This window comes from Mycolicibacterium arenosum (genome assembly GCF_024320865.1).
GTDB lineage: Bacteria > Actinomycetota > Actinomycetes > Mycobacteriales > Mycobacteriaceae > Mycobacterium > Mycobacterium arenosum.
In genome coordinates, this window is record NZ_JANDBD010000018.1 from 47,899 (window position 1) to 66,779 (window position 18,881).

Genomic DNA, 18,881 nt, shown 5'->3' on the forward strand with positions numbered 1-18,881 from the left:
CCCTGTGATTGACTTGTGCGGCAACCCGTTTGGCAAGCCCGCGGGAGCGATCCGGCGTGGACTCGTCGAGTTCCGCTCCGCGGCGCCGTCACGGTAGGGTCACCGTTACAAACTTAACCCAGCTAATCTATCAGTTATATTGACTAAGCTGTCCCCGGCCGTCGGTGGACCGAGCAACGAGGAGACCAAGGTGACCGGCCTGCTTAAGCGAGTGTGGATTCCGATCCTCATCGTGGCGGTCGTCGCCGTTGCCGGGTTCACCGTCCACCGCATTCGCGGGTTCTTCGCCTCCGAGGGCGTCCTCGTCACCCCGAAGAACTTCGCCGACGATCCCGAGCCGTTCAACCCGAAGGTCGTCAAGTACGAGATCTTCGGCGACCCCGGTGCCTACGCCGACATCAACTACCTGGATCTCGACGCGAAGCCCCAACGGATCGACGGCGCCATGCTGCCGTGGTCGCTGGTACTGGAGACCACCAATCCCGCCGCGTCGCCGAACATCGTCGCGCAGGGCGACGGCAGCTCCATCACGTGCCGCGTCACGGTCGATGACGAGGTCAAGGACGAGCGCACGTCGAACGGCGTCAACGCTCAAACCTTCTGCCTGGTCAAATCCGCATGAGTGCCCCCACCAACGACGCACCCACCGATGCCCTCTCTCACGTAAAGCCCGTCCACAAGCCCTTCATTCCGCGGATGATCCGCACGTTCGCGCTGCCGGTCATCATCGGCTGGGTCGTGATCATCGCCTTCCTCAACGTGTCGGTTCCGCAGCTCGAGGAAGTCGGCAAGGCGAACGCCGTCTCGATGAGCCCCGCCGAGGCGCCGTCGATGATCGCGATGAAGCAGGTCGGCAAGAACTTCAACGAGGGCGACTCGGACAGTTCGGTGATGATCGTCCTCGAGGGCGACAAGCCGCTCGGCGACGAGGCACACGAGTACTACGACAAGATCGTCGCCAAGCTCCTCGAGGACAAGAAGCACGTCCAGTCGCTGCAGGACTTCTGGAGCGACCCGCTGACCGCCGCCGGCTCGCAGAGCAACGACGGCTTGGCCGCCTACGTTCAGGTCAAGTTGGCGGGCAACCAGGGTGAGACGCTCGCCAACGAGTCGGTCGAAGCGGTCCAGGCGATCGTCGAGAGCGTGCAGGCGCCGCAAGGCGTGAAGGCCTTCGTCACCGGTCCCGCGGCACTGGCCGCCGACCAGCACATCGCCAGCGACCGCAGCGTGCAGCTGATCGAGATCGTCACGTTCATCGTCATCATCACGATGCTGCTGCTGGTGTACCGCTCGATCGTGACGGTGGGCCTGACGCTCCTGATGGTGGTGCTGTCGTTGGCCGCGACCCGCGGGGTCGTGGCCTTCCTCGGCTTCCACCAGATCATCGGGCTCTCGGTGTTCGCCACCAACCTGCTCGTCACGCTCGCGATCGCCGCGTCCACCGACTACGCCATCTTCCTGATCGGCCGCTATCAGGAGGCCCGCGGCGCGGGCGAGGACAAGGAGACGGCGTACTACACGATGTACCACGGGACGGCGCACGTGGTGCTCGGCTCGGGGTTGACCATCGCGGGCGCGACGTACTGCCTGTCCTTCACCCGGCTGCCGTACTTCCAGACCCTCGGTGTTCCGCTGGCGATCGGCATGGCGGCAGGCGTCGTGTCGGCGCTCACGCTGGGCGCGGCGATCATCTCCTTCGCCTCCCGCTTCGGCAAGATCCTGGAACCCAAGCGCGCCATGCGAGTTCGCGGCTGGCGTAAGGTCGGCGCCGCCGTGGTGCGCTGGCCCGGCCCGATTCTCGTCGGCGCCATCGCGCTGGCACTAGTCGGCCTGCTGGCCCTGCCGGGTTACCGGACGAACTACAACGACCGCAACTACCTGCCCGCGGATCTGCCCGCCAACGAGGGGTACGCCGCGGCCGACCGGCACTTCTCGCAGGCCCGGATGAACCCCGAGTTGCTGATGATCGAGAGCGATCACGACCTGCGCAACTCCGCCGACTTCCTGGTGATCGACAAGATCTCCAAGGCGGTCTTCCGCGTGCCGGGAATCGCACGCGTGCAGACGATTACGCGTCCGGAGGGCAAGCCGATCGAGCACACCTCGATCCCCTTCCAGATCAGCATGCAGGGCACGAACCAGAAGATGAACCAGAAGTACATGCAGGATCGCATGGCGGACATGCTGGTTCAGGCCGACGAGCTGCAGAACACCATCGGCACCATGCAGAAGATGGCCAGCCTGACCGAGGAGATGGCGGCGGTCACCCACAACATGGTGGCCAAGTTCGAGGACACCGCGGTCCACACCGCCGAACTGCGGGACTCCATCGCGAACTTCGACGACTTCTTCCGGCCGATCCGGAACTACTTCTACTGGGAACCGCACTGCTACGACATCCCGGTGTGCTGGGCGCTGCGCTCCGTCTTCGACACGCTCGACGGGGTCAACATCCTCACCGACGACATCCAGGCGCTGCTTCCCGAGATGAAGAAGCTCGACGCCCTCATGCCGCAGCTCACCGCCTTGATGCCCGAGATGATCAAGACGATGCAGACGATGCGCACCATGATGCTGACGATGTATGCCACGCAGAAGGGCATGCAGGATCAAATGGCCAAGGGCCAGGAGAACTCCGAGGCCATGGGCGAGGCGTTCGACGCCTCGATGAACGACGACTCCTTCTACCTGCCGCCGGAGATCTTCGACAACGAGGATTTCAAGCGCGGAATGAAGAACTTCATCTCGCCGGACGGCAAGTCGGTGCGGTTCATCATCAGCCACGAGGGCGACCCCATGTCGCCCGAGGGCATCGAGCGCATCGACGCGATCAAGCAGGCCGCGAAGGAAGCCGTCAAGGGCACACCGCTCGAGGGCTCGACCGTGTACCTCGGCGGCACCGCGGCCGTGTTCAAGGACATGTCGGACGGCAACACCTACGACCTGTTGATCGCGGGCATCGCGTCGCTGTGTCTGATCTTCATCATCATGCTGATCATCACGCGAAGCGTGGTGGCGTCGGCCGTCATCGTCGGAACCGTGGCGCTGTCGCTGGGCGCGTCGTTCGGGCTGTCGATCCTGTTGTGGCAGCACATCATCGGTGTCGAACTGCACTGGATGGTGATGGCCATGGCCGTCATCGTGCTGCTGGCCGTGGGCGCCGACTACAACCTGCTGCTGGTCTCCCGACTGAAAGAGGAGATCCACGCGGGTCTGAACACCGGCATCATCCGAGCGATGGGCGGCAGCGGTTCCGTCGTCACCTCGGCGGGACTGGTGTTCGCCTTCACGATGATGTCGATGGCTGTCAGCGAACTGACAGTGATCGGCCAGGTGGGAACAACCATCGGACTGGGCTTGCTGTTCGACACGCTGGTCGTACGCTCCTTCATGACACCGGCGATCGCCGCCCTGATGGGCAGGTGGTTCTGGTGGCCTCAGCGGGTACGTACCAGACCAGTGCCCTCGCCGTGGCCCAGTGCACCGTCGGCCCCGCCCAAGGACCCCGAGACCGCCCCCGTCGGGTAAGGAGAATGACCATGGTGAACAAGCAGCGCGGACTCGCAGTCCGCACCGCACTGGCAGCCGCAGGCATCGGCATCGCCGCGTCGACGCTCGCCGCGCCCGCCGCCGCCGACTCCACGGACGACTACCCGATCCCGAAGCGGCAGATCGAAACCCAGTGCGACGCCGAGCAGTACCTGGCTGCCGCCCGCGACACCAGCCCGGTGTACTTCGAGCGGTACATCATCGACAAGAACAACCGGCCGCCGGACGTGCAGCAGTTGGCCGTGGACCGGATCCACTGGTTCTACTCACTCGACGCGGCCGCCCGCAGGCAGTACTCCGAGAACACCGCCACCAACGTCTACTACGAGTTCGTGGCCACGCGCTGGGGTAACTGGGCGAAGATCTTCTTCAACAACAAGGGCGTGGTGGCCAAGGCCACCGACGTCTGCATGAACTACCCGCGCGGCGACATGTCCGTGTGGGCGTGGCCCGTCACGCCGTAGCACGGCTACCCGCTCAGGCGTGTGCGGCACCGACCTCTGCCGTCGGTGCCGCACACGCTCGGTGGGTGGTCAGAGCTGCTCGCGCCTGCGCCCCAGCATGACGCTCCACAGCACCGCACCGACGCTCATCGCCGCGAGGACGACCGCGGACACGATCATGTACACGGTCTTGCCGTCCATGCCCGCGGGTGACTCGTCGGAGGCCAACGTCATCCGGTAGTCCCCCGGCAGAGGCGCTTCTGCGGGCTCCTCGAGACCGGGGAACTGCTGAGTCTTGTTGACCTCGAACATGCGCTCACCCGAAGGGGTTTGGGTCCACTGACCCCAGGCCGGCGTCACGCCGTCCAGCAGCACCTTGCGCGCACCGTAGACGGCGTCGTCGCCGACGTCGACGATCCGCTGCACCCGGAACGGCTCGTAGACGGCATCCGAGTAGCGCACCTGCACGGGCACGTTGTCGTACCGCAGCACCGGCGGCGGCGGCGGTGGCAGCGGCACCCCGAAGCCGGGGTAGTAGCCGCCTCCGAAGAAGCTGCCCACCGCGACGGCCGCGGCGGTGTTGATCGCCGTGTTGACCACGTTGGCCGCGGTGAGTACGACGGCCGTGAAGCTGTACGCGGCGTACTGGGCGACATTGAGGACGACGCGCTGCAACGGGTTGATGATCACCACGCGCGGGGCGTTCTGATACACGTAGACGATCTTGACCGGCTGCCGGTACGGGTTGCTGATCACCGGTCGGTAGTACTCGTCGTATACGACCCAGTCGGGATCCCACTGCCTGACCCGGTCATCCCAGTCGCGGCCCCTGCGGTCGCCGTCGTTCAGCGGGCCGGGCTCGTCCCGGTCGTCGCGCCGGGCGCTCGACAGCTGCAGTTCCTCGGCGATCGCCCGGACATCCTCGATCGCGGCAGGCTCGGGCTTCTCGTCGGTGACCTTGGCGACCTTCGCCACCTCGACGTCGGCCGCGGGCGCCTCGAGCGTCTGAGGCTTCTCCGTGACGATCTCGCGTGCCGCGGTCTCGACGGTCACCGTGCCGTCGGGTGTCGTTTCGGTGGTCTCCGCGCTCGCTTCCGACGGGGCCGACGAGGGGGCCGACGACGACCCGTCCGACGACGCCTCCTCCGACGGGTCGGCGGACGGCGACGCCGATGGGCTCGACGACTCGTCGGCGGGCTTCGACGACGCAGGCGGAGCGAAACCGGGCTCGGCCGGCTTCGACGACGCGGGTGACTCGGGAGCCTCCGCACCGGCGCTCGGTGTCGACGACGACGGGGCCGACTGCGGGGCCCTGGTGGTCGACGTCACGGGGGGCCGGACGGCCGTCGGCTCCTCGGCCTTGGTCTCAGGAGCCGGAGCAGGAGCCGACTTCGACGACGGCGCCTGCGACGAGGGCTCGGGGGCCTCAACCGGCTCCGGGGTCCTGGTCTTGGGCGGGGGCGCGAAGCTCGGGGCGGGTGTCTGCACCGGGGCGGGGGCCGGTGCCGGCGCTTGCACGGGCACCGGCGCGGGCTCCGGAGCCGGAGCCGGAGCCGGCGCGGGCGCGGGCGCCGGGGCCGGAGCGGGTGCTTCCGCCGTTCGCGGGCTCTCCTGCTGGGGGGCCTCCTCGACCGGCGCCTCGGGGACGACCACCACCGGTGTCGTCGGCGGCGCGCCACCGCCACCGCCACGACCGTCGCCGGGGTCGGCGACGGCTGGAGCGAGACCGGCGGTGAGCGCGGTCAGGGACACGGCCACGCCCATGGCGAGTCCGTTCGCGGCTGCGCGCCGCGTGCGATTGCGTGCACTCATCGTGCGTGGCTCCTTCTTCTCATCGATTGACGGTGACCCGACCACCCATGAGTTGCCATCTCCCCCGACACCGACCATCGAGTCGGCAGTTGTTGCTTCTCGAAAGGTTTCATCGTCGCGCAGCGAGATGCGTTACAGCCTTGCGAGCGCTGTCGGCCGATCGGCCGACGGACGCTGTTCGCTTGTGGCATAACCGGTTACCGAATTGTGACTCCAGCCACATCCGCCACACCGGTTACAAACTTGACACGCCCCGCGAGGTCGTCGACGACGGCCGCCGCGGCCGATATCGTTCGACGATGACCGACGCGACACAGCCGGTGAACCCGGATAACTTCATCCGGGCCGAGACCGATCTGTACTTCAGCCGCGTCGCGGGCGACGGCGGCTTCGGACACTTCATGCACAACCGCGATCTGACGCCGCTGGACCACCAGATCGTCGTCCGGCAGAACCGCGACACCCTCTACTCCGCGGCGGTGTTCGACCTCGACGCGGGGCCCGCCACGGTCACCGTGCCCGACGCGGGAGACCGCTTTCTGTCGGCTCAGGTGATCAGCGAGGACCACTACGTGCCCGCGGTCGTGTACTCGCCGGGTCCCCTCACGTTGACGAAGGAGGTCGTCGGAACCCGCTACGTGATCGTCGCCGTTCGGATCCTCGTCGATCCCGACGACCCCGCGGACGTCACGGCGGTGCGCGCACTGCAGGACGCGTTCACCGTCGATCAGCCTGCCGGCAGCGGCACGTTCGAGATTCCCGAGTGGGACCCGGTGAGTCAGAAGACCGTGCGCGATGCGCTCGTCCGGCTGGCGAGCACTCTGCCGGACACCAGGGGCATGTTCGGCACCCGTGACACCACCGATCCCGTGCGGCGACTGATCGGGTCGGCGTCGGCGTGGGGCGGCAATCCCGAGCGGGACGCGTTCTACCTCAGTGTGGTTCCCGCCCGGAACGACGGCGAGACACCCCACGTGCTCACGCTCGCCGACGTCCCGGTCGACGGCTTCTGGTCGGTGACCGTGTACAACAGCGAGGGCTACTTCACGCCGAACGCGCAGAACGCCTACTCACTGAACAACATCACGGCGACCGCCGCACCCGGCGGCGAGGTCGAGATCCGCTTCGGCGGCTGCGACACCGGCACCGTGAACTGCCTGCCCATCACGCCGGGGTGGAACTACATGGTTCGCCTGTATCGACCGCGGCCCGAGGTGCTCGACGGCACCTGGACCCTGCCCGCGGCACAGCCGGTGGGTTGACGGTGTCCCGCCGCCGACGTCTCCGCGTGCTCGTCGCGACCGCACTCGCGGCCTCGACCGCCTGCGGCGCCACGACTCCCCCGCCCGGCCCCACCACCTCGACCTCGACGGCACAGCTCTCCACGCCGTCGGGGTCCACGGTGCCCAGCGTCGTCGCCCCGCGGACGCAGAAGTGGGTCGATCTCGTCGTCGGCGACTGCGTGGCCGCCGTTCCCGCGGTCGACCTCGGCGAGGTCGACGTGACGATGGCCGACTGCGCGACACCGCATCAGGCCGAGGTCTACCTACTGGCACCGATCGAGGTCAACGCGGCGATCACCGACGTCGCGAACCAGCAGTGCGCGGCGGGTCTGGGTCCCTATGCCGGCGCGACGGCGGGTGAGTTCGCGGTGACCTACCTGATCGACTCGCGCCAGGACCGCACCGACAACAACCCGCTGCCCAGCACGGTGATCTGCCTGCTGCAGCGCACCGACGGCCAGCCGATCACCGGGTCGGCGCGGCGGTAGGACGGTCCGGTGGCACGGCGGCGAGCAGATCACGGGTGTAGTCGTGCTCGGGCGCGGCGAAGAGCTCTGCGGCCGGTCGGTACTCGACCGCCTCGCCGGCCCGCATGACCAGCACGTCGTGGCTCACCTGCTCGATCACCGCGAGATCGTGCCCGATGAAGAGGTAGGTCAGACCCAGGTCGCGCTGCAGCGCCGTCAGCAGGTCGAGCACACGGGCCTGTACGGAGACGTCCAGCGACGCCGTCGCCTCGTCGAGGATCAGGAGGTCGGGCTCCCCGGCGAGGGCACGGGCGATGCTGACCCGCTGGCGCTGGCCGCCGGAGAGTTCGTGCGGGTATCGCTCGTCGAAGGCGGCTGGAAGACCCACCAGGTCAAGCAGTTCCGCGACGCGCTGCGCCCTGCCACGGCGGCCCGTCGCCAAGCCGTGTACCCGCAGCGGCTCGGCGATCGTCTTACCCACCGGAACCCTCGGGTCCAGAGACGAGAACGGATCCTGGAACACCAGGCCGATGCGTCGACGCAGCGCCTTCTCCGCCGATCCGCGGACCGCGAACACGTCGGTGCCGTCCAGATCGGCACTGCCCGCGTCGGGTTGCACCTGACCGGTCAGCGCCGCCGCTACCGTGGACTTCCCCGAGCCGGATTCGCCGACCAGTCCGAGGGTGGCGCCGCGCCGGATGCCGAACGAGAGATCCTGCACCGCATGCACTTCCGTGCGACCGGCGGGCGTGTTCACCGGGAAGCGCACGTCGAGGCCGGTGACGGTGAGCAGGGGTGCGGCGTCATCCGCGACGGGCGCCGGCCCCCTGCCGCCGATCAGCGGACGGGCGTCGAGCAGTTCGCGGGTGTACTCGTGCCGGGGGTGGTCGAACAAATCGCGCGTGCTCGCCTGCTCCACGACCTCCCCTGCGCGCAGCACGGTGACGGTGTCGGCGACCTGGCCGATGACGCCGAGGTCGTGACTGATCCAGACGACCGCGGCACCGACGTCGCGCCGCAGTTGCGCGACCAGTTCGACGATCTGCGCCTGCGTCGTCACGTCGAGCGACGTCGTCGGCTCGTCGGCGATCAGCAATTCGGGATCGCATGCCAGCGCGATCGCGATCATGGCCCGCTGCCGCTGACCGCCCGACAGCTGGTGCGGGTAGGAGTGCAGCCGCTGCTCGGGGTTCGGCAGGCCGACCGCGTCGAGCAGGTGCAGCGCGCGGTCGCGCGCCTCCCGGCGGGTGGGACGGCGATGCGCCTCAAGGGATTCGGTGATCTGACGTTCCACGGTGAGCAACGGGTTGAGCGAGGTCCCCGGATCCTGGAACACGAACCCGATCCGTCCGCCGTGCACGCTGCGCAGGGTTCGCGGCGACGCGCCGACCAATTCGGTGCGCGCGGCGTCCCCCGCCGCGGCGAGCACGCTGGAACCCGTGGCGACGGCGCCGGGGGCGTCGAGCAGGCCGGTCGCCGCCAGCACCGTCATCGTCTTGCCCGAGCCGGATTCACCGACGATGCCGAGCGTCTGCTCGGGCTCGACGGCCAGCGACACGTCACGGACGATGTCGCGCTTGCCGATTCGCACGTGCAGACCGGCGACGGTCAGCATGGGCTCAGGCATCGCGGCCGCCTCCCCTGCGCGCTTCGACGACGGTGCGCTGCTTGGGATCGAGCACGTCGCGCAGGCCGTCGCCCAGCAAGTTGAACGCCAGCACGATGACGAAGATCGCGACGCCGGGGAACACCGCCATCCACCACGCCATGGTGACGAACCCCTGCGAGTCGAAGATCATCCGCCCGAGCGACGGTTGCGGAGGCTGAATCCCCAAGCCCAGGAACGACAGTGCGGCCTCGGACAGGATCGCGAACGCCAACGACACCGACGTCTGCACGATCAGCGGGCCGGTGATGTTCGGCAGCACGTGGCGAGCGAGCACGTACGCGTGGCCGGTGCCCATCGTCCGGGATACCGCGACATACGGTTCGACGCGCACCGACAGTGTGCTGGCCCGTGCCACTCGCGCGAAGATCGGGGTGTACACGACACCGATCGCCAGCATCGTCGTCGTGACGCCGGGACCCAGGATCGCGACGATGGCGAGCGCGAGAAGCAGCACCGGGAACGCGAACACGACGTCGACCACGCGCATGAGAACCGTGTCGAGCCAGCCGCCCCGGTATCCGGCAAGCACCCCGACCGCGACGCCCACCACGGCGGCGAAGCCGACGCTCACCAGGGCCACCTGCATGGACGCCTGCACGGCGAGCAACACCCGCGAGAACACGTCGCGGCCCAGTTCGTCGGTGCCGAACCAGTGCGCCCCACTCGGTCCCTGCAGTGCGCTGGGCACGTCGACGTCGTTGACGCCGTACGGGGCGATCCAGCGCGCCGCGACGGCGATGACGAGGACGGCGAGCAGCACCGCCGCACTGATCACGGTGACGGGGTTGCCGAGCAGCAACCGCCAGGACGACACGTGCAAGCGGTCGGTCGCGATGTCGGTCATGACAGCCGGATCCTCGGGTCGACGACCGCGTAGAGGACGTCGACGATCAGGTTGATGAGCAGGAACAGCGCGGCGATCAGCAGCACGGCACCCTGAATGACCGGATAGTCGCGCGCGGCAACGGCGTTGAACACCAGCCTGCCGAGACCCGGCCAGGCGAACACGACCTCGACGACGATCACCCCGCCGAGGATCGTCGCGAGCTGGATTCCGGTGATCGTCAGGATCGGGACCAACGCGTTGCGCACGACGTGGCGCGACGTGATCACCCGAGGAGCAAGCCCTTTCGACCTGGCGGTGCGAACGTAGCCGGCGCCCGCCACGTCGAGCACCGCCGACCGCACGTACCGGGTCATGATCGCGGCGGCCACCAGACCGACGGTCAAGCCCGGCAACACGATGTGCTCGAGCCAACCGGCTGGGTCGCCGAACAGCGGCCGGTAGCCCGACGTCGGCAGCCAGCCGAGGGTGGTGGCGAAGAGCGCGATGAGCAGGATGCCCAGCCAGAAGTCGGGGACCGAGACGCCGAACTGGCTCGTCACGCGGACGATCGCGTCGCTGATCCGGCCCTCGCGCAGCGCCGACCAGATGCCCGCGGGCAGCGCGATGAGCAGGGCGATGACGATGCCGACGACCGCGAGCGAGATCGTGGCGGGCAGTCTTTCGACGAGGATCTGAGCCACCGGATCGCCGTTGCGGAAGCTCACGCCGAGATTCCCGGTCAGCGCGTTACCCAGATAGCTCGCGAACTGCGCGGGCAGCGCGCGGTCCAGGCCGCTCGCCGAGCGCAGCGCCTCGTAGGCCTCGGGGGTGTAGCGGGTGCCGAGCGCGATGCGCACCGGGTCGCCGGGCACCAGGTGGACGAGTGCGAACACCACGATCAGCACACCGACGAGCACCACCAGCGAGTAGGCGAGCCGACGAGCCAGGAACCGCGCCACGGGGCTCATCGGTTCTCACCCCCGCCCAGGGCCGCGGTGCCGAAGCGGATGGCCTTGTCCCGGCGGGCGTCGTAACCGGTGAGATCGGTCGACCAGGCTTGAATCACCGACGGGTTGTAGAGGTACAGATAGCTGACCTCATCGGCGATAAGCGTTGCGGCCCTTGCGTAGTCGTCGCGCCGAGTCGCCTGGTCGGTCTCCCGCCTGCCGGCGTCGAGCAGCCGATCCACCTCGGGATTGGAGAACTTCTGCGCGTTGTTGGCACCGTCGGTGCGGTGCTGGGCGTAGTAGAAGTCGTCGGGGTCGATGTTGCCCAGCCAGCCCATCATGAGCATGTCGAAGTTGCCGGTGTTCTGCTGGTCCAGCCAGGTGGCCATGTCCACAGTGCGGATGTCCACGGTGATGCCGAGCGGCTCCAGATTGTCGGCGATCACCTGGGCGGCCGTGACGGTCTGCGGGTACTCGCTGGTCACCAGCATGTCCAGCCGATCCGGTGCCGCCCCGGCCTCGGCGAGCAGGCTCCTGGCCTTGTCGAGGTCGAGCCGGTAACCGTCGTACGGCGCATACCAGGGATTGCCCTCGGGGATGGCCAGTTGGTTGGCGGCGGCGGTGCCGTAGCTCGTCGCCTGCACGATCGAGGCGCGGTCGATGGCGAACGCGATGGCACGTCGCACGCGGACGTCGTTCCACGGCGGCCGGGCCTCGTTGAGCGCGAGGTACCAGTAGTCGTTGCTCGGCGTGACCGCGAGCCGAATCGAGTCGTCGTTGCGCAGTTGTTCGACCCGTTGCGCCGGAACGATGTCGGTCCAGTCGATTTCGCCCGCCTGCAGCGCCGAGAGCGCCGTCGTCGGCTCCGAGATGAAGCGGAACGTCACGCCCGGCACCTTGGGGGCGCCGCCCCAGTAGTCCGGGTTGGCCTTCAGCACGATCGAATCGCCGCTGCGCTGGGAGGCGAACGAGAACGGGCCGGTGCCAACGGGATTCGTCGCGATCTCACCACTTTCGACGTTGCGGCGCTGCACGATGGCCATGCCCTTGAACCCGCCGAGATTGGTCAGCAGATTGGGCGTCGGCTGCTCGACTCGGATGACGACGGTCGCGGGGTCCGGCGCGCTGACGTCGGTGACGGCGCTGAACTTGTCGGAGTTGGCCAGCTTCTCGTCGATGATGCGCCGGTACGAGTAGACGACGTCGCTCGCGCTGAAGGGGCTGCCGTCCTGGAAGGTGACGCCGGGGCGCAGATGGAACGTCCAGGTCAGTTGGTCGGGTGAGGTTTCCCATCGCTGCGCGAGTGCCGGACGCATCTCGAGGTTGTCGTCGGGTGCGACGAGGGTGTCGAAGACGTTCTCCAACACCTCGAACGAGAAGTAGGAACTGGTCTTCTGCGGATCGAGTTGGTCGGGCTCACCGCCGATCGCGGCGATCAGGTTGCCCGCTCCGTCCCCGAGGTCGACCCGCTGGGCGGGCGCGCACGAAGCCACCAGCAGCGCCGCCACCGCGGCAAGGACTGCCGCTGCTCGTCGCATGTATCCGTTCTCCGTGCGGTGGACGTTGCACTCGCACCGTCAACCCCTCGGTGACGCTGCGTTGAGGGTCTGTACCCGTTGCGCCCGAAACGCAACCCGCCGTCCCGGACTCAGCGGGGCGGCACACCGAACGCGAGAACCGCGGCGTCGTCCTGAACACCGCTTCCCAGACTGTCGAGCAGGTCGCGGATCGCGCCGACGATCGTCGACGCCGATGCCGGCGCATGCTGTTTCGCGAACTGCAGGAGCGCGCCTTCGTCGTCGTACCGTTCGCGCCCGACGCCGATGCTCGCTTCGGTGAGACCGTCGGTGTACAGGATCAGCGTGTCGCCGGGCGACAGGTGCAGGCGACTCGTGACGAACTTCGGAGTGGTGGTGACGCCGACGGCGATGCCGCCCACCGTGTCGGCGTAGTACGCACTGCCGTCACCGCCGAGCAGCAGCGGCGGGGGGTGGCCACCGCTCGCCAGTTCGACGTCGAACCCGTCGCCCCGCTGCAGCATGTTTCCGTAAATGAGGGTGCACAGCCTGTTTCGCTGGATTCCGAGACGTTGCAGGAGTACCGAATTGAGGTTGCGCAGCACGCGGACCGGGTCGTCGTCGGACACCGCCGCCGAGCGCAGCACGTACCGGGTCAGCCCGGTGACGACGGCGGCGTCGACACCCTTACCGACGACATCGCCCAGGAAGAAGCCCCAGGTGTCCTTCGACAGCGGGAAGAGGTCGTAGAAGTCGCCACCGACGTCGTCGGGTGATGCGGCGAAGTAGTGGTCGGCCGCCTCCATCCCCGGCGGCGGATCCAGCACGGGCGGCAGCAGCGAGCGGCGCAGCGTGTCCGCGAACGCGCGCGCTCGACCGCTTTCCGACTCCGCGCGGCGCCGCTCGTCGAGCAGTTCCCGTTCGTAGGCCCGGCGATCGGCGGCTTCGACCACGGTGATCCTGGCCAGTTCGGGTTCGCCGTCGGACCCGGTCTTGATGTTGGCGGTCATGAACATCGGCAGCCGGGTGCCGTCGGCGGCGACCAGATCTAGGGTGACGCCTTCGAGCGTGCCGTTCATGCGGAGCATTGGGGCGAAGTGGGTGGTGAAGTGAATGCGCCCACCGGCGGTGAACAGATCGCTGATCGGCCTGCCGCACAGCGCATCTCGCTCGTACTGCAGCCAGTCGAGCAACGTGGTGTTCGCGCGCAGGATGACGCCCAGCGGATCCACGACCAGATGGCCGGACGGCGCGTTCTCCCAGAGGTCGGCGAGATCTGAATCGGTCACGGCGCGGCGGCGAACGCGGCGATGGCCTGCGCGGTGGCGTCTGGGTCACTGACGTGCGGGCAGTGCCCGGTCGCCTCGAGTGTGACCAGAGTGCTGTTCGGCACCCGACTGTGCACGTACGCACCCACCTCGCGAGGGGCGATCGCGTCGTGCGTGCATTCGATGACGAGGGTGGGCACCGAGATGTACGCGAGGTCGTCGCGATTGTCGGACAGGAAGGTGGCCCGCGCGAAGACTCGGGCACGCGCCGGATCGGTGCGGCAGAACGACGCGTCGAGCTCGTCACTCAGCTCGGGGCGATCGGGGTTGCCCATGATCACCGGCGCCATCGAGTGCGACCATCCCAGATAGTTCGCTTCCAGCGACTCCAGCAGCTCATCGATGTCGGCTGCGCTGAACCCTCCGCGGTAGTCGCCGTCGTCGAGGTAGCGCGGCGACGGCGTCACCATGACCAGCTTGGCGAACGGGTCGGGATCCGCGATGACGGCGAGTGTCCCGATCATCGCCGAGACGGAATGCCCGACCAGGACGATGTCGCGCAGACCGAGCTCCCGCACGATCTCGATCAGGTCGTCGGCGTAGCCCTGCAGCGACGAGTACTTCCGCTCGTCCCATGCCGTCGGATCCGACGCACCGGAGCCGACGTGGTCGACGAGCACGATCCGGAAGGTCGCCGCGAGTCTGTCGACGACCCGTCGCCACATCTTCTGGTCGCACCCGAAACCGTGCGTCAGCAGCAACGGCGGTCCGTCGTCGACGCCGACCACGTTGACGTTGTTCCTCGTCACGGCGTCCACGGGGTTAAGAGTAGTTCCGCGTCGGATCAGGGGGTGTCGTTCAGTCGGTCGAGTACCGACCACACCAGCCGTTCGTCGACGGTCGTGCGCATCAGGACCGGCGGGAGCACGATGTCGTCGTCGCCCGCCGCAGCTCGGCGGCGCATCTCGTCGAAGCGCGCCAGCACGCCCTTCATGAAGGCGCCGAAATCCCGCAGCGGTACGACCATCAGCTCGGTGCAGTCGCGCAGCAGTTCGTCGTGCCGCTCCGGGATCACGCAGTCACGGCACTCCTCGGCGAGCTCGAGGTGGCGCTCGTAGTAGTCCATGAGCCGGTTCGCGACCCGCACGATGCCCTCGGCGTCGGCGGTGTCCTCGTCGTCGGGAACGCCGAAAACCGACATGAACTCCGGGGCGCGCATGAAGCGGTCACAGTCGCGGATGAGGTCGTCACACTCCCGAATCCGCAGGCGCGTGAACAGAACCACCTCACGGTCACTGTGCAAGTGGGTGCGCACGGCGTCGGGTTCCACAGCGACCCGCGCGCGCCGCCGCTTGGCGAGCCTCATCCGCTGGTACACCACGGACACGAAGGCGGCCCACTGCCAGCACGCCGGCCGCTCGGTCAGCAATCGCGTGACCCCCGCAGCCGTGGGAACCATGTCGGCAATCGGCATCTCGCCGGTCGTGCTCATGGCCGGCACACTAGGTCCGACCACCGACATGTCGGCGCGTCACTACGGTGGAGCCATGAAGTACCTCGAAGTGGACGGCGTCGGAAGAACCAGCCGCATCGGCCTCGGCACGTGGCAGTTCGGGTCACGGGAGTGGGGCTACGGCGACGACTACGCCTCGGGTCCGGCCAGGGACATCGTGCAGCGCGCGCTGGCACTCGGGGTGACCCTGTTCGACACCGCGGAGGTCTACGGGACGGGTAGGAGCGAGCGCATCCTCGGCGAGGCTCTCGGCGACGCTCGCACGGAGGTGGCCGTGGCGAGCAAGGTGTTCCCCGTCGCCCCGTTTCCGAAGATCGTGAAGCAGCGCGCACGGGCGAGTGCGCAGCGCCTGCAGCTCACCCGGATACCGCTCTACCAGGTGCACCAGCCCAATCCGGTGGTGCCCGATTCGGTGATCATGCCGGGCATGCGCGATCTGCTCGACGACGGTGTCATCGGCGCGGTGGGCGTGTCCAACTACTCGCTGGCCCGCTGGCGGGCCGCCGACGCGGCACTGGGCCGCCGGGTGATCAGCAACCAGGTGCACTTCTCGCTGGCACATCCGCAGGCCCTCGACGATCTGGTGCCGTTCGCCGAGCGGGAACAGCGCATCGTGATCGCCTACAGCCCGCTGGCGCAGGGACTGCTGGGCGGCAAGTACGGCTTGGACAATCGCCCCGGCGGCGTCCGCGCGATGAACCGGCTGTTCGGTACCGAGAACCTCAAGCGCGTCGAACCGCTGCTGCAGACGCTTCGGGAGGTGGCCGCCGACGTGGACGCCAAGCCCGCCCAGGTGGCGCTGGCGTGGCTCATCAGCCTGCCGGGCGTGGTGGCGATTCCCGGCGCGTCCAGCGTCGAGCAGCTCGAGTTCAACGTCGCCGCCGCGGACATCGAGCTGAGCGCTGAGGCCGTCGCGGCCCTGACCGCCGCCGCGCGCGCGTTCCGACCGGTTTCGGTGGGCCGGACGCTGATCGACGCGGTGCGGGAGAAGCTGCCCGTCTAAGGCCGCCGAAGCGCTCCTGGCGCAGCGGTGAACACCTGTATCGACCGGGTTCCACCCTGACGGCGGCACTCGCCGAGAAGACCCGACGTCACTTCGGTGACGCGCGTTACATTTCGAAATTCCTGGGTACTCCGCGCGAACGAACGTTCACCGAGATCGCCAGGAGGTAGTCGGTTGCCTGACACCGTTCGAAAGCTGCTGAAGTGGAGCAAAGCCCCGGCGAGTGACGTCGCGTCGTCGTCGTCGCCGTGGACCAACGTCGTCCGGGGACTGGCCGCCCGCGCCACTACTCCCCTGCTCCCGGACGACTATCTGAAGCACCTCAACCCGCTGTGGTCCGCTCGCGAGCTTCGCGGCGAGATCATGGAGGCTCGGCCGGAGACGCCGGATTCCGCGACGGTGACCATCAGGCCCGGCTGGGGCTTCCGCGGCGACTATCAGCCGGGCCAGTACGTCGGCATCGGGCTCCGGGTCGACGGCCGGTGGCACTGGCGGTCGTATTCGTTGACGTCGGTGCCCACCCGCGATCAGCACGACATCTCGATCACGGTGAAGGCGACGCCCGAGGGATTCCTGTCGACTCACCTGGTGAACGGGGTGGCGCCGGGCACCGTCATCCGCCTCGCGTCACCGAAAGGTGATTTCGCGCTTCCCGATCCACCACCGAGCCAGCTGTTGTTCGTCAGTGCCGGCAGCGGTATCACCCCGCTGATGGCGATGCTTCGCGCGTTGCGCGCCCGCGGCCACCGCCCGGACATCGTGCACCTCCACTCGGCCCCGTCGGAGGACGCCGTCATCTTCCGCGACGAACTGCGAGACATGCACGACGACGACACGTCCGGTTACCGGTTGCACCTGCAGCTCACCGAGCAGTCCGGGAAGCTCGATTTCGCCGCCCTCGACGACCTCGTCCCCGATTGGCGGGCCCGCTCGGCGTGGGCCTGCGGACCCACGTCGCTCCTCGACACGGTCGAACACGTCTGGAGCGAGGCCGACCTGGACGACAACCTCCACACGGAGAGATTCGACATCGCCGCCACGGACAAGGGCGGCGAAGGAGGCACCGTCACCTTCGCGATCTCCGACAAGACCGTCGAGATCGACGGAGCCACCTCGTTGTTGGAGGCCGGTGAGAGCGTCGGCATCCAGATGCCCTTCGGATGCCGCATGGGCATCTGCCAAACCTGCGTACTGCCGTTGGACGACGGCCACGTGCGCGACGTCAGATCCGGTGCCGAACACGCTGCGGGAGACCGCATTCAAACCTGCGTGTCGACGGCGTCCGGCGACTGCACCATCAACATTTAGGGGAGTACTCATGGCCATCACCGATATCAAGACCTACGCCCACCTGAGCGAGTCCGACGTTGAGCAGCTCACGGTCGAACTCGACGCCATCCGCGCGGACATCGAGGAATCGCGCGGCGAGCTCGACGCCAGGTACATCCGACGGGCCATCGGCCTGCAGCGCGCGCTCGTCGCGGGCGGCCGGATCGCGTTATTCGCCAGCAGCAGCCGGCTCGCCCGCATCGCTGGCACGGGCATGCTGGCGGCGGGCAAGATCATCGAGAACATGGAGTTGGGGCACAACATCATTCACGGGCAGTGGGACTGGATGAACGATCCGGAGATCCACTCGACCGAATGGGAGTGGGACACCACCTGCCCGAGCGCGCACTGGAAGCACTCGCACAACTTCGTGCACCACAAGTACACCAACGTCGTCGGGATGGACAGCGACGTGGGCTACAACATCATGCGCGTCACCCGCGACCAACCGTGGGAGCCGTGGATGCTCGGCAACCCGGTGTACAACCTGTTGCTGGGCACGCTGTTCGAGTGGGGCGTCGCCGTGCACCACGTCGACGTGGGGAAGGTCCGCGCCGGCGAGAAGACGTGGGCCGAGGCGCGCCGCGATCTGCGCACCGTCGGCACGAAGGTCGGCAAGCAGGTCGGCAAGGACTACATCGTGTTCCCCGCACTAGCCGGCACGAACTGGAAGCACACGCTGAAGGCCAATTTCATCGCCAACCTGATCCGCAACTACTGGTCGTACGCCGTCATCTTCTGCGGACACTTCCCCGACGGAGCGGAGAAGTTCACCGTCGATGAGTTCGAGCGCGAGACGCGCGGCGAGTGGTATCTGCGCCAGATGCTGGGTTCGGCGAACTTCAACGCGGGCCCCGTCATGGCGTTCATGAGCGGAAACCTCTGCTACCAGATCGAGCACCATCTGTTCCCCGACCTGCCGAGCAACCGGTACGCGGAGATCAGTGTGCGCGTCAGGGCGCTCTGCGAGAAGTACGACTTGCCGTACACCACGGGACCGCTATGGCGGCAGTACTCCCAGTCCTTCTGGACCATCCTCAAGCTCGCGGTCCCCGACAAGTACCTGAAAGCCAGCAGTGACGATGCCCCGGAAACCAACTCGGAGGCCAAGTTTCGCGATCTCAACGGCGCCCCGGTAGCCTCGCCGGCCGGCGGTCGCAGAGGACTCCGCACCGCGATGCGCGAACACCGTCGACGGGTCTCGTCGAGCTGACGTGGATTAAAAGCGTTCGGCCCCACAGGATCACCGGTGGGG

16 protein-coding genes are annotated in these 18,881 nt (G+C 67.7%); 8 read left to right on the plus strand and 8 right to left on the minus strand.

What is annotated here, in order from left to right; genetic code table 11:
- Positions 1-190: 190 nt before the first annotated feature.
- The 3 genes from NM203_RS31065 to NM203_RS31075 are packed head-to-tail and all read left to right on the plus strand — an operon-like array spanning position 191 to position 4,013.
- Positions 191-622 carry an MmpS family transport accessory protein gene (locus NM203_RS31065; RefSeq protein WP_255064844.1) on the plus strand — a complete coding sequence of 144 codons (432 nt, stop codon included), beginning with the start codon at positions 191-193 and terminating at the stop codon, positions 620-622.
- Complete coding sequence (locus tag NM203_RS31070) at positions 619-3,528, plus strand: MMPL/RND family transporter (protein ID WP_255064729.1); 2,910 nt, start codon at positions 619-621, stop codon at positions 3,526-3,528. The genes NM203_RS31065 and NM203_RS31070 overlap by 4 nt, the downstream gene beginning before the upstream one ends.
- An 11-nt stretch (positions 3,529-3,539) precedes the next feature.
- Positions 3,540-4,013 (plus strand): DUF5078 domain-containing protein, encoded by a 474-nt coding sequence (locus NM203_RS31075; protein ID WP_255064730.1) that lies wholly within the window; start codon positions 3,540-3,542, stop codon positions 4,011-4,013.
- Positions 4,014-4,082: 69 nt separating this feature from the next.
- Here NM203_RS31075 and NM203_RS31080 read toward each other — a convergent pair whose 3' ends face one another.
- A complete protein-coding gene (locus NM203_RS31080; protein WP_255064731.1) occupies positions 4,083-5,804 on the minus strand; it encodes a hypothetical protein in 1,722 nt (573 codons plus the stop codon).
- 320 nt (positions 5,805-6,124) lie between these two features.
- On the opposite strand from NM203_RS31080, the gene NM203_RS31085 reads away from it, so the two are divergent.
- Both NM203_RS31085 and NM203_RS31090 read left to right on the plus strand, forming a co-directional pair.
- The gene (locus NM203_RS31085) at positions 6,125-7,066 is read left to right on the plus strand and encodes a DUF1254 domain-containing protein (RefSeq protein ID WP_255064845.1); all 942 of its coding nucleotides are present in this window, start codon (positions 6,125-6,127) and stop codon (positions 7,064-7,066) included.
- A 26-nt stretch (positions 7,067-7,092) separates the two neighbouring features.
- Positions 7,093-7,575: a hypothetical protein gene (locus tag NM203_RS31090; protein ID WP_408633442.1), complete on the plus strand. Its 483-nt coding sequence runs from the start codon at positions 7,093-7,095 to the stop codon at positions 7,573-7,575.
- Here NM203_RS31090 and NM203_RS31095 read toward each other — a convergent pair.
- The 7 genes from NM203_RS31095 to NM203_RS31125 all read right to left on the minus strand — a co-directional run bounded on the left by NM203_RS31095 (position 7,553) and on the right by NM203_RS31125 (position 15,273).
- Entirely contained in the window at positions 7,553-9,181 is a 1,629-nt protein-coding gene (locus tag NM203_RS31095) for a dipeptide ABC transporter ATP-binding protein (RefSeq protein WP_255064733.1), read from the minus strand. The two genes, NM203_RS31090 and NM203_RS31095, sit on opposite strands and share 23 nt — an antisense overlap.
- Positions 9,174-10,067 carry an ABC transporter permease gene (locus tag NM203_RS31100; protein ID WP_255064735.1) on the minus strand — a complete coding sequence of 298 codons (894 nt, stop codon included), beginning with the start codon at positions 10,065-10,067 and terminating at the stop codon, positions 9,174-9,176. Before NM203_RS31100 ends, NM203_RS31095 begins: the two co-directional genes overlap by 8 nt.
- Positions 10,064-11,017, minus strand: a complete 954-nt coding sequence (locus NM203_RS31105; protein WP_255064737.1) for an ABC transporter permease — start codon at positions 11,015-11,017, stop codon at positions 10,064-10,066. Before NM203_RS31105 ends, NM203_RS31100 begins: the two co-directional genes overlap by 4 nt.
- Positions 11,014-12,534, minus strand: coding sequence for an ABC transporter substrate-binding protein (locus tag NM203_RS31110; protein ID WP_255064739.1), 1,521 nt, complete (start codon positions 12,532-12,534; stop codon positions 11,014-11,016). The genes NM203_RS31105 and NM203_RS31110 overlap by 4 nt, the downstream gene beginning before the upstream one ends.
- A gap of 110 nt (positions 12,535-12,644) precedes the next feature.
- Positions 12,645-13,802 carry a PP2C family protein-serine/threonine phosphatase gene (locus NM203_RS31115; protein WP_255064740.1) on the minus strand — a complete coding sequence of 386 codons (1,158 nt, stop codon included), beginning with the start codon at positions 13,800-13,802 and terminating at the stop codon, positions 12,645-12,647.
- The gene (locus NM203_RS31120) at positions 13,799-14,599 is read right to left on the minus strand and encodes an alpha/beta fold hydrolase (RefSeq protein WP_255064741.1); all 801 of its coding nucleotides are present in this window, start codon (positions 14,597-14,599) and stop codon (positions 13,799-13,801) included. The genes NM203_RS31115 and NM203_RS31120 overlap by 4 nt, the downstream gene beginning before the upstream one ends.
- Positions 14,600-14,625: 26 nt before the next feature.
- Positions 14,626-15,273, minus strand: coding sequence for a hypothetical protein (locus NM203_RS31125; protein ID WP_255064743.1), 648 nt, complete (start codon positions 15,271-15,273; stop codon positions 14,626-14,628).
- Between the two features lie 55 nt (positions 15,274-15,328).
- Here NM203_RS31125 and NM203_RS31130 point away from each other — a divergent pair, with 55 nt between their 5' ends.
- The 3 genes from NM203_RS31130 (at position 15,329) to NM203_RS31140 (ending at position 18,839) form a co-directional block, all read left to right on the plus strand.
- Positions 15,329-16,297, plus strand: coding sequence for an aldo/keto reductase (locus NM203_RS31130; RefSeq protein WP_255064745.1), 969 nt, complete (start codon positions 15,329-15,331; stop codon positions 16,295-16,297).
- 174 nt (positions 16,298-16,471) lie between these two features.
- Positions 16,472-17,605 (plus strand): ferredoxin reductase, encoded by a 1,134-nt coding sequence (locus NM203_RS31135; RefSeq protein WP_255064746.1) that lies wholly within the window; start codon positions 16,472-16,474, stop codon positions 17,603-17,605.
- Between the two features lie 10 nt (positions 17,606-17,615).
- Complete coding sequence (locus NM203_RS31140; protein WP_255064747.1) at positions 17,616-18,839, plus strand: fatty acid desaturase family protein; 1,224 nt, start codon at positions 17,616-17,618, stop codon at positions 18,837-18,839.
- The last annotated feature ends 42 nt before the right edge of the window (positions 18,840-18,881 follow it).

Excerpts from the sequence above, each read along its gene's own strand:
- NM203_RS31100 (WP_255064735.1), bottom strand. The coding sequence starts at position 10,067 with ATGACCGACATCGCGACCGACCGCTTGCACGTGTCGTCCTGGCGGTTG.
- NM203_RS31075 (WP_255064730.1), top strand. The coding sequence starts at position 3,540 with ATGGTGAACAAGCAGCGCGGACTCGCAGTCCGCACCGCACTGGCAGCC.
- NM203_RS31130 (WP_255064745.1), top strand. The coding sequence starts at position 15,329 with ATGAAGTACCTCGAAGTGGACGGCGTCGGAAGAACCAGCCGCATCGGC.
- NM203_RS31070 (WP_255064729.1), top strand. The coding sequence starts at position 619 with ATGAGTGCCCCCACCAACGACGCACCCACCGATGCCCTCTCTCACGTA.
- NM203_RS31105 (WP_255064737.1), bottom strand. The coding sequence starts at position 11,017 with ATGAGCCCCGTGGCGCGGTTCCTGGCTCGTCGGCTCGCCTACTCGCTG.
- NM203_RS31080 (WP_255064731.1), bottom strand. The coding sequence starts at position 5,804 with ATGAGTGCACGCAATCGCACGCGGCGCGCAGCCGCGAACGGACTCGCC.
- NM203_RS31125 (WP_255064743.1), bottom strand. The coding sequence starts at position 15,273 with ATGAGCACGACCGGCGAGATGCCGATTGCCGACATGGTTCCCACGGCT.
- NM203_RS31095 (WP_255064733.1), bottom strand. The coding sequence starts at position 9,181 with ATGCCTGAGCCCATGCTGACCGTCGCCGGTCTGCACGTGCGAATCGGC.
- NM203_RS31110 (WP_255064739.1), bottom strand. The coding sequence starts at position 12,534 with ATGCGACGAGCAGCGGCAGTCCTTGCCGCGGTGGCGGCGCTGCTGGTG.
- NM203_RS31140 (WP_255064747.1), top strand. The coding sequence starts at position 17,616 with ATGGCCATCACCGATATCAAGACCTACGCCCACCTGAGCGAGTCCGAC.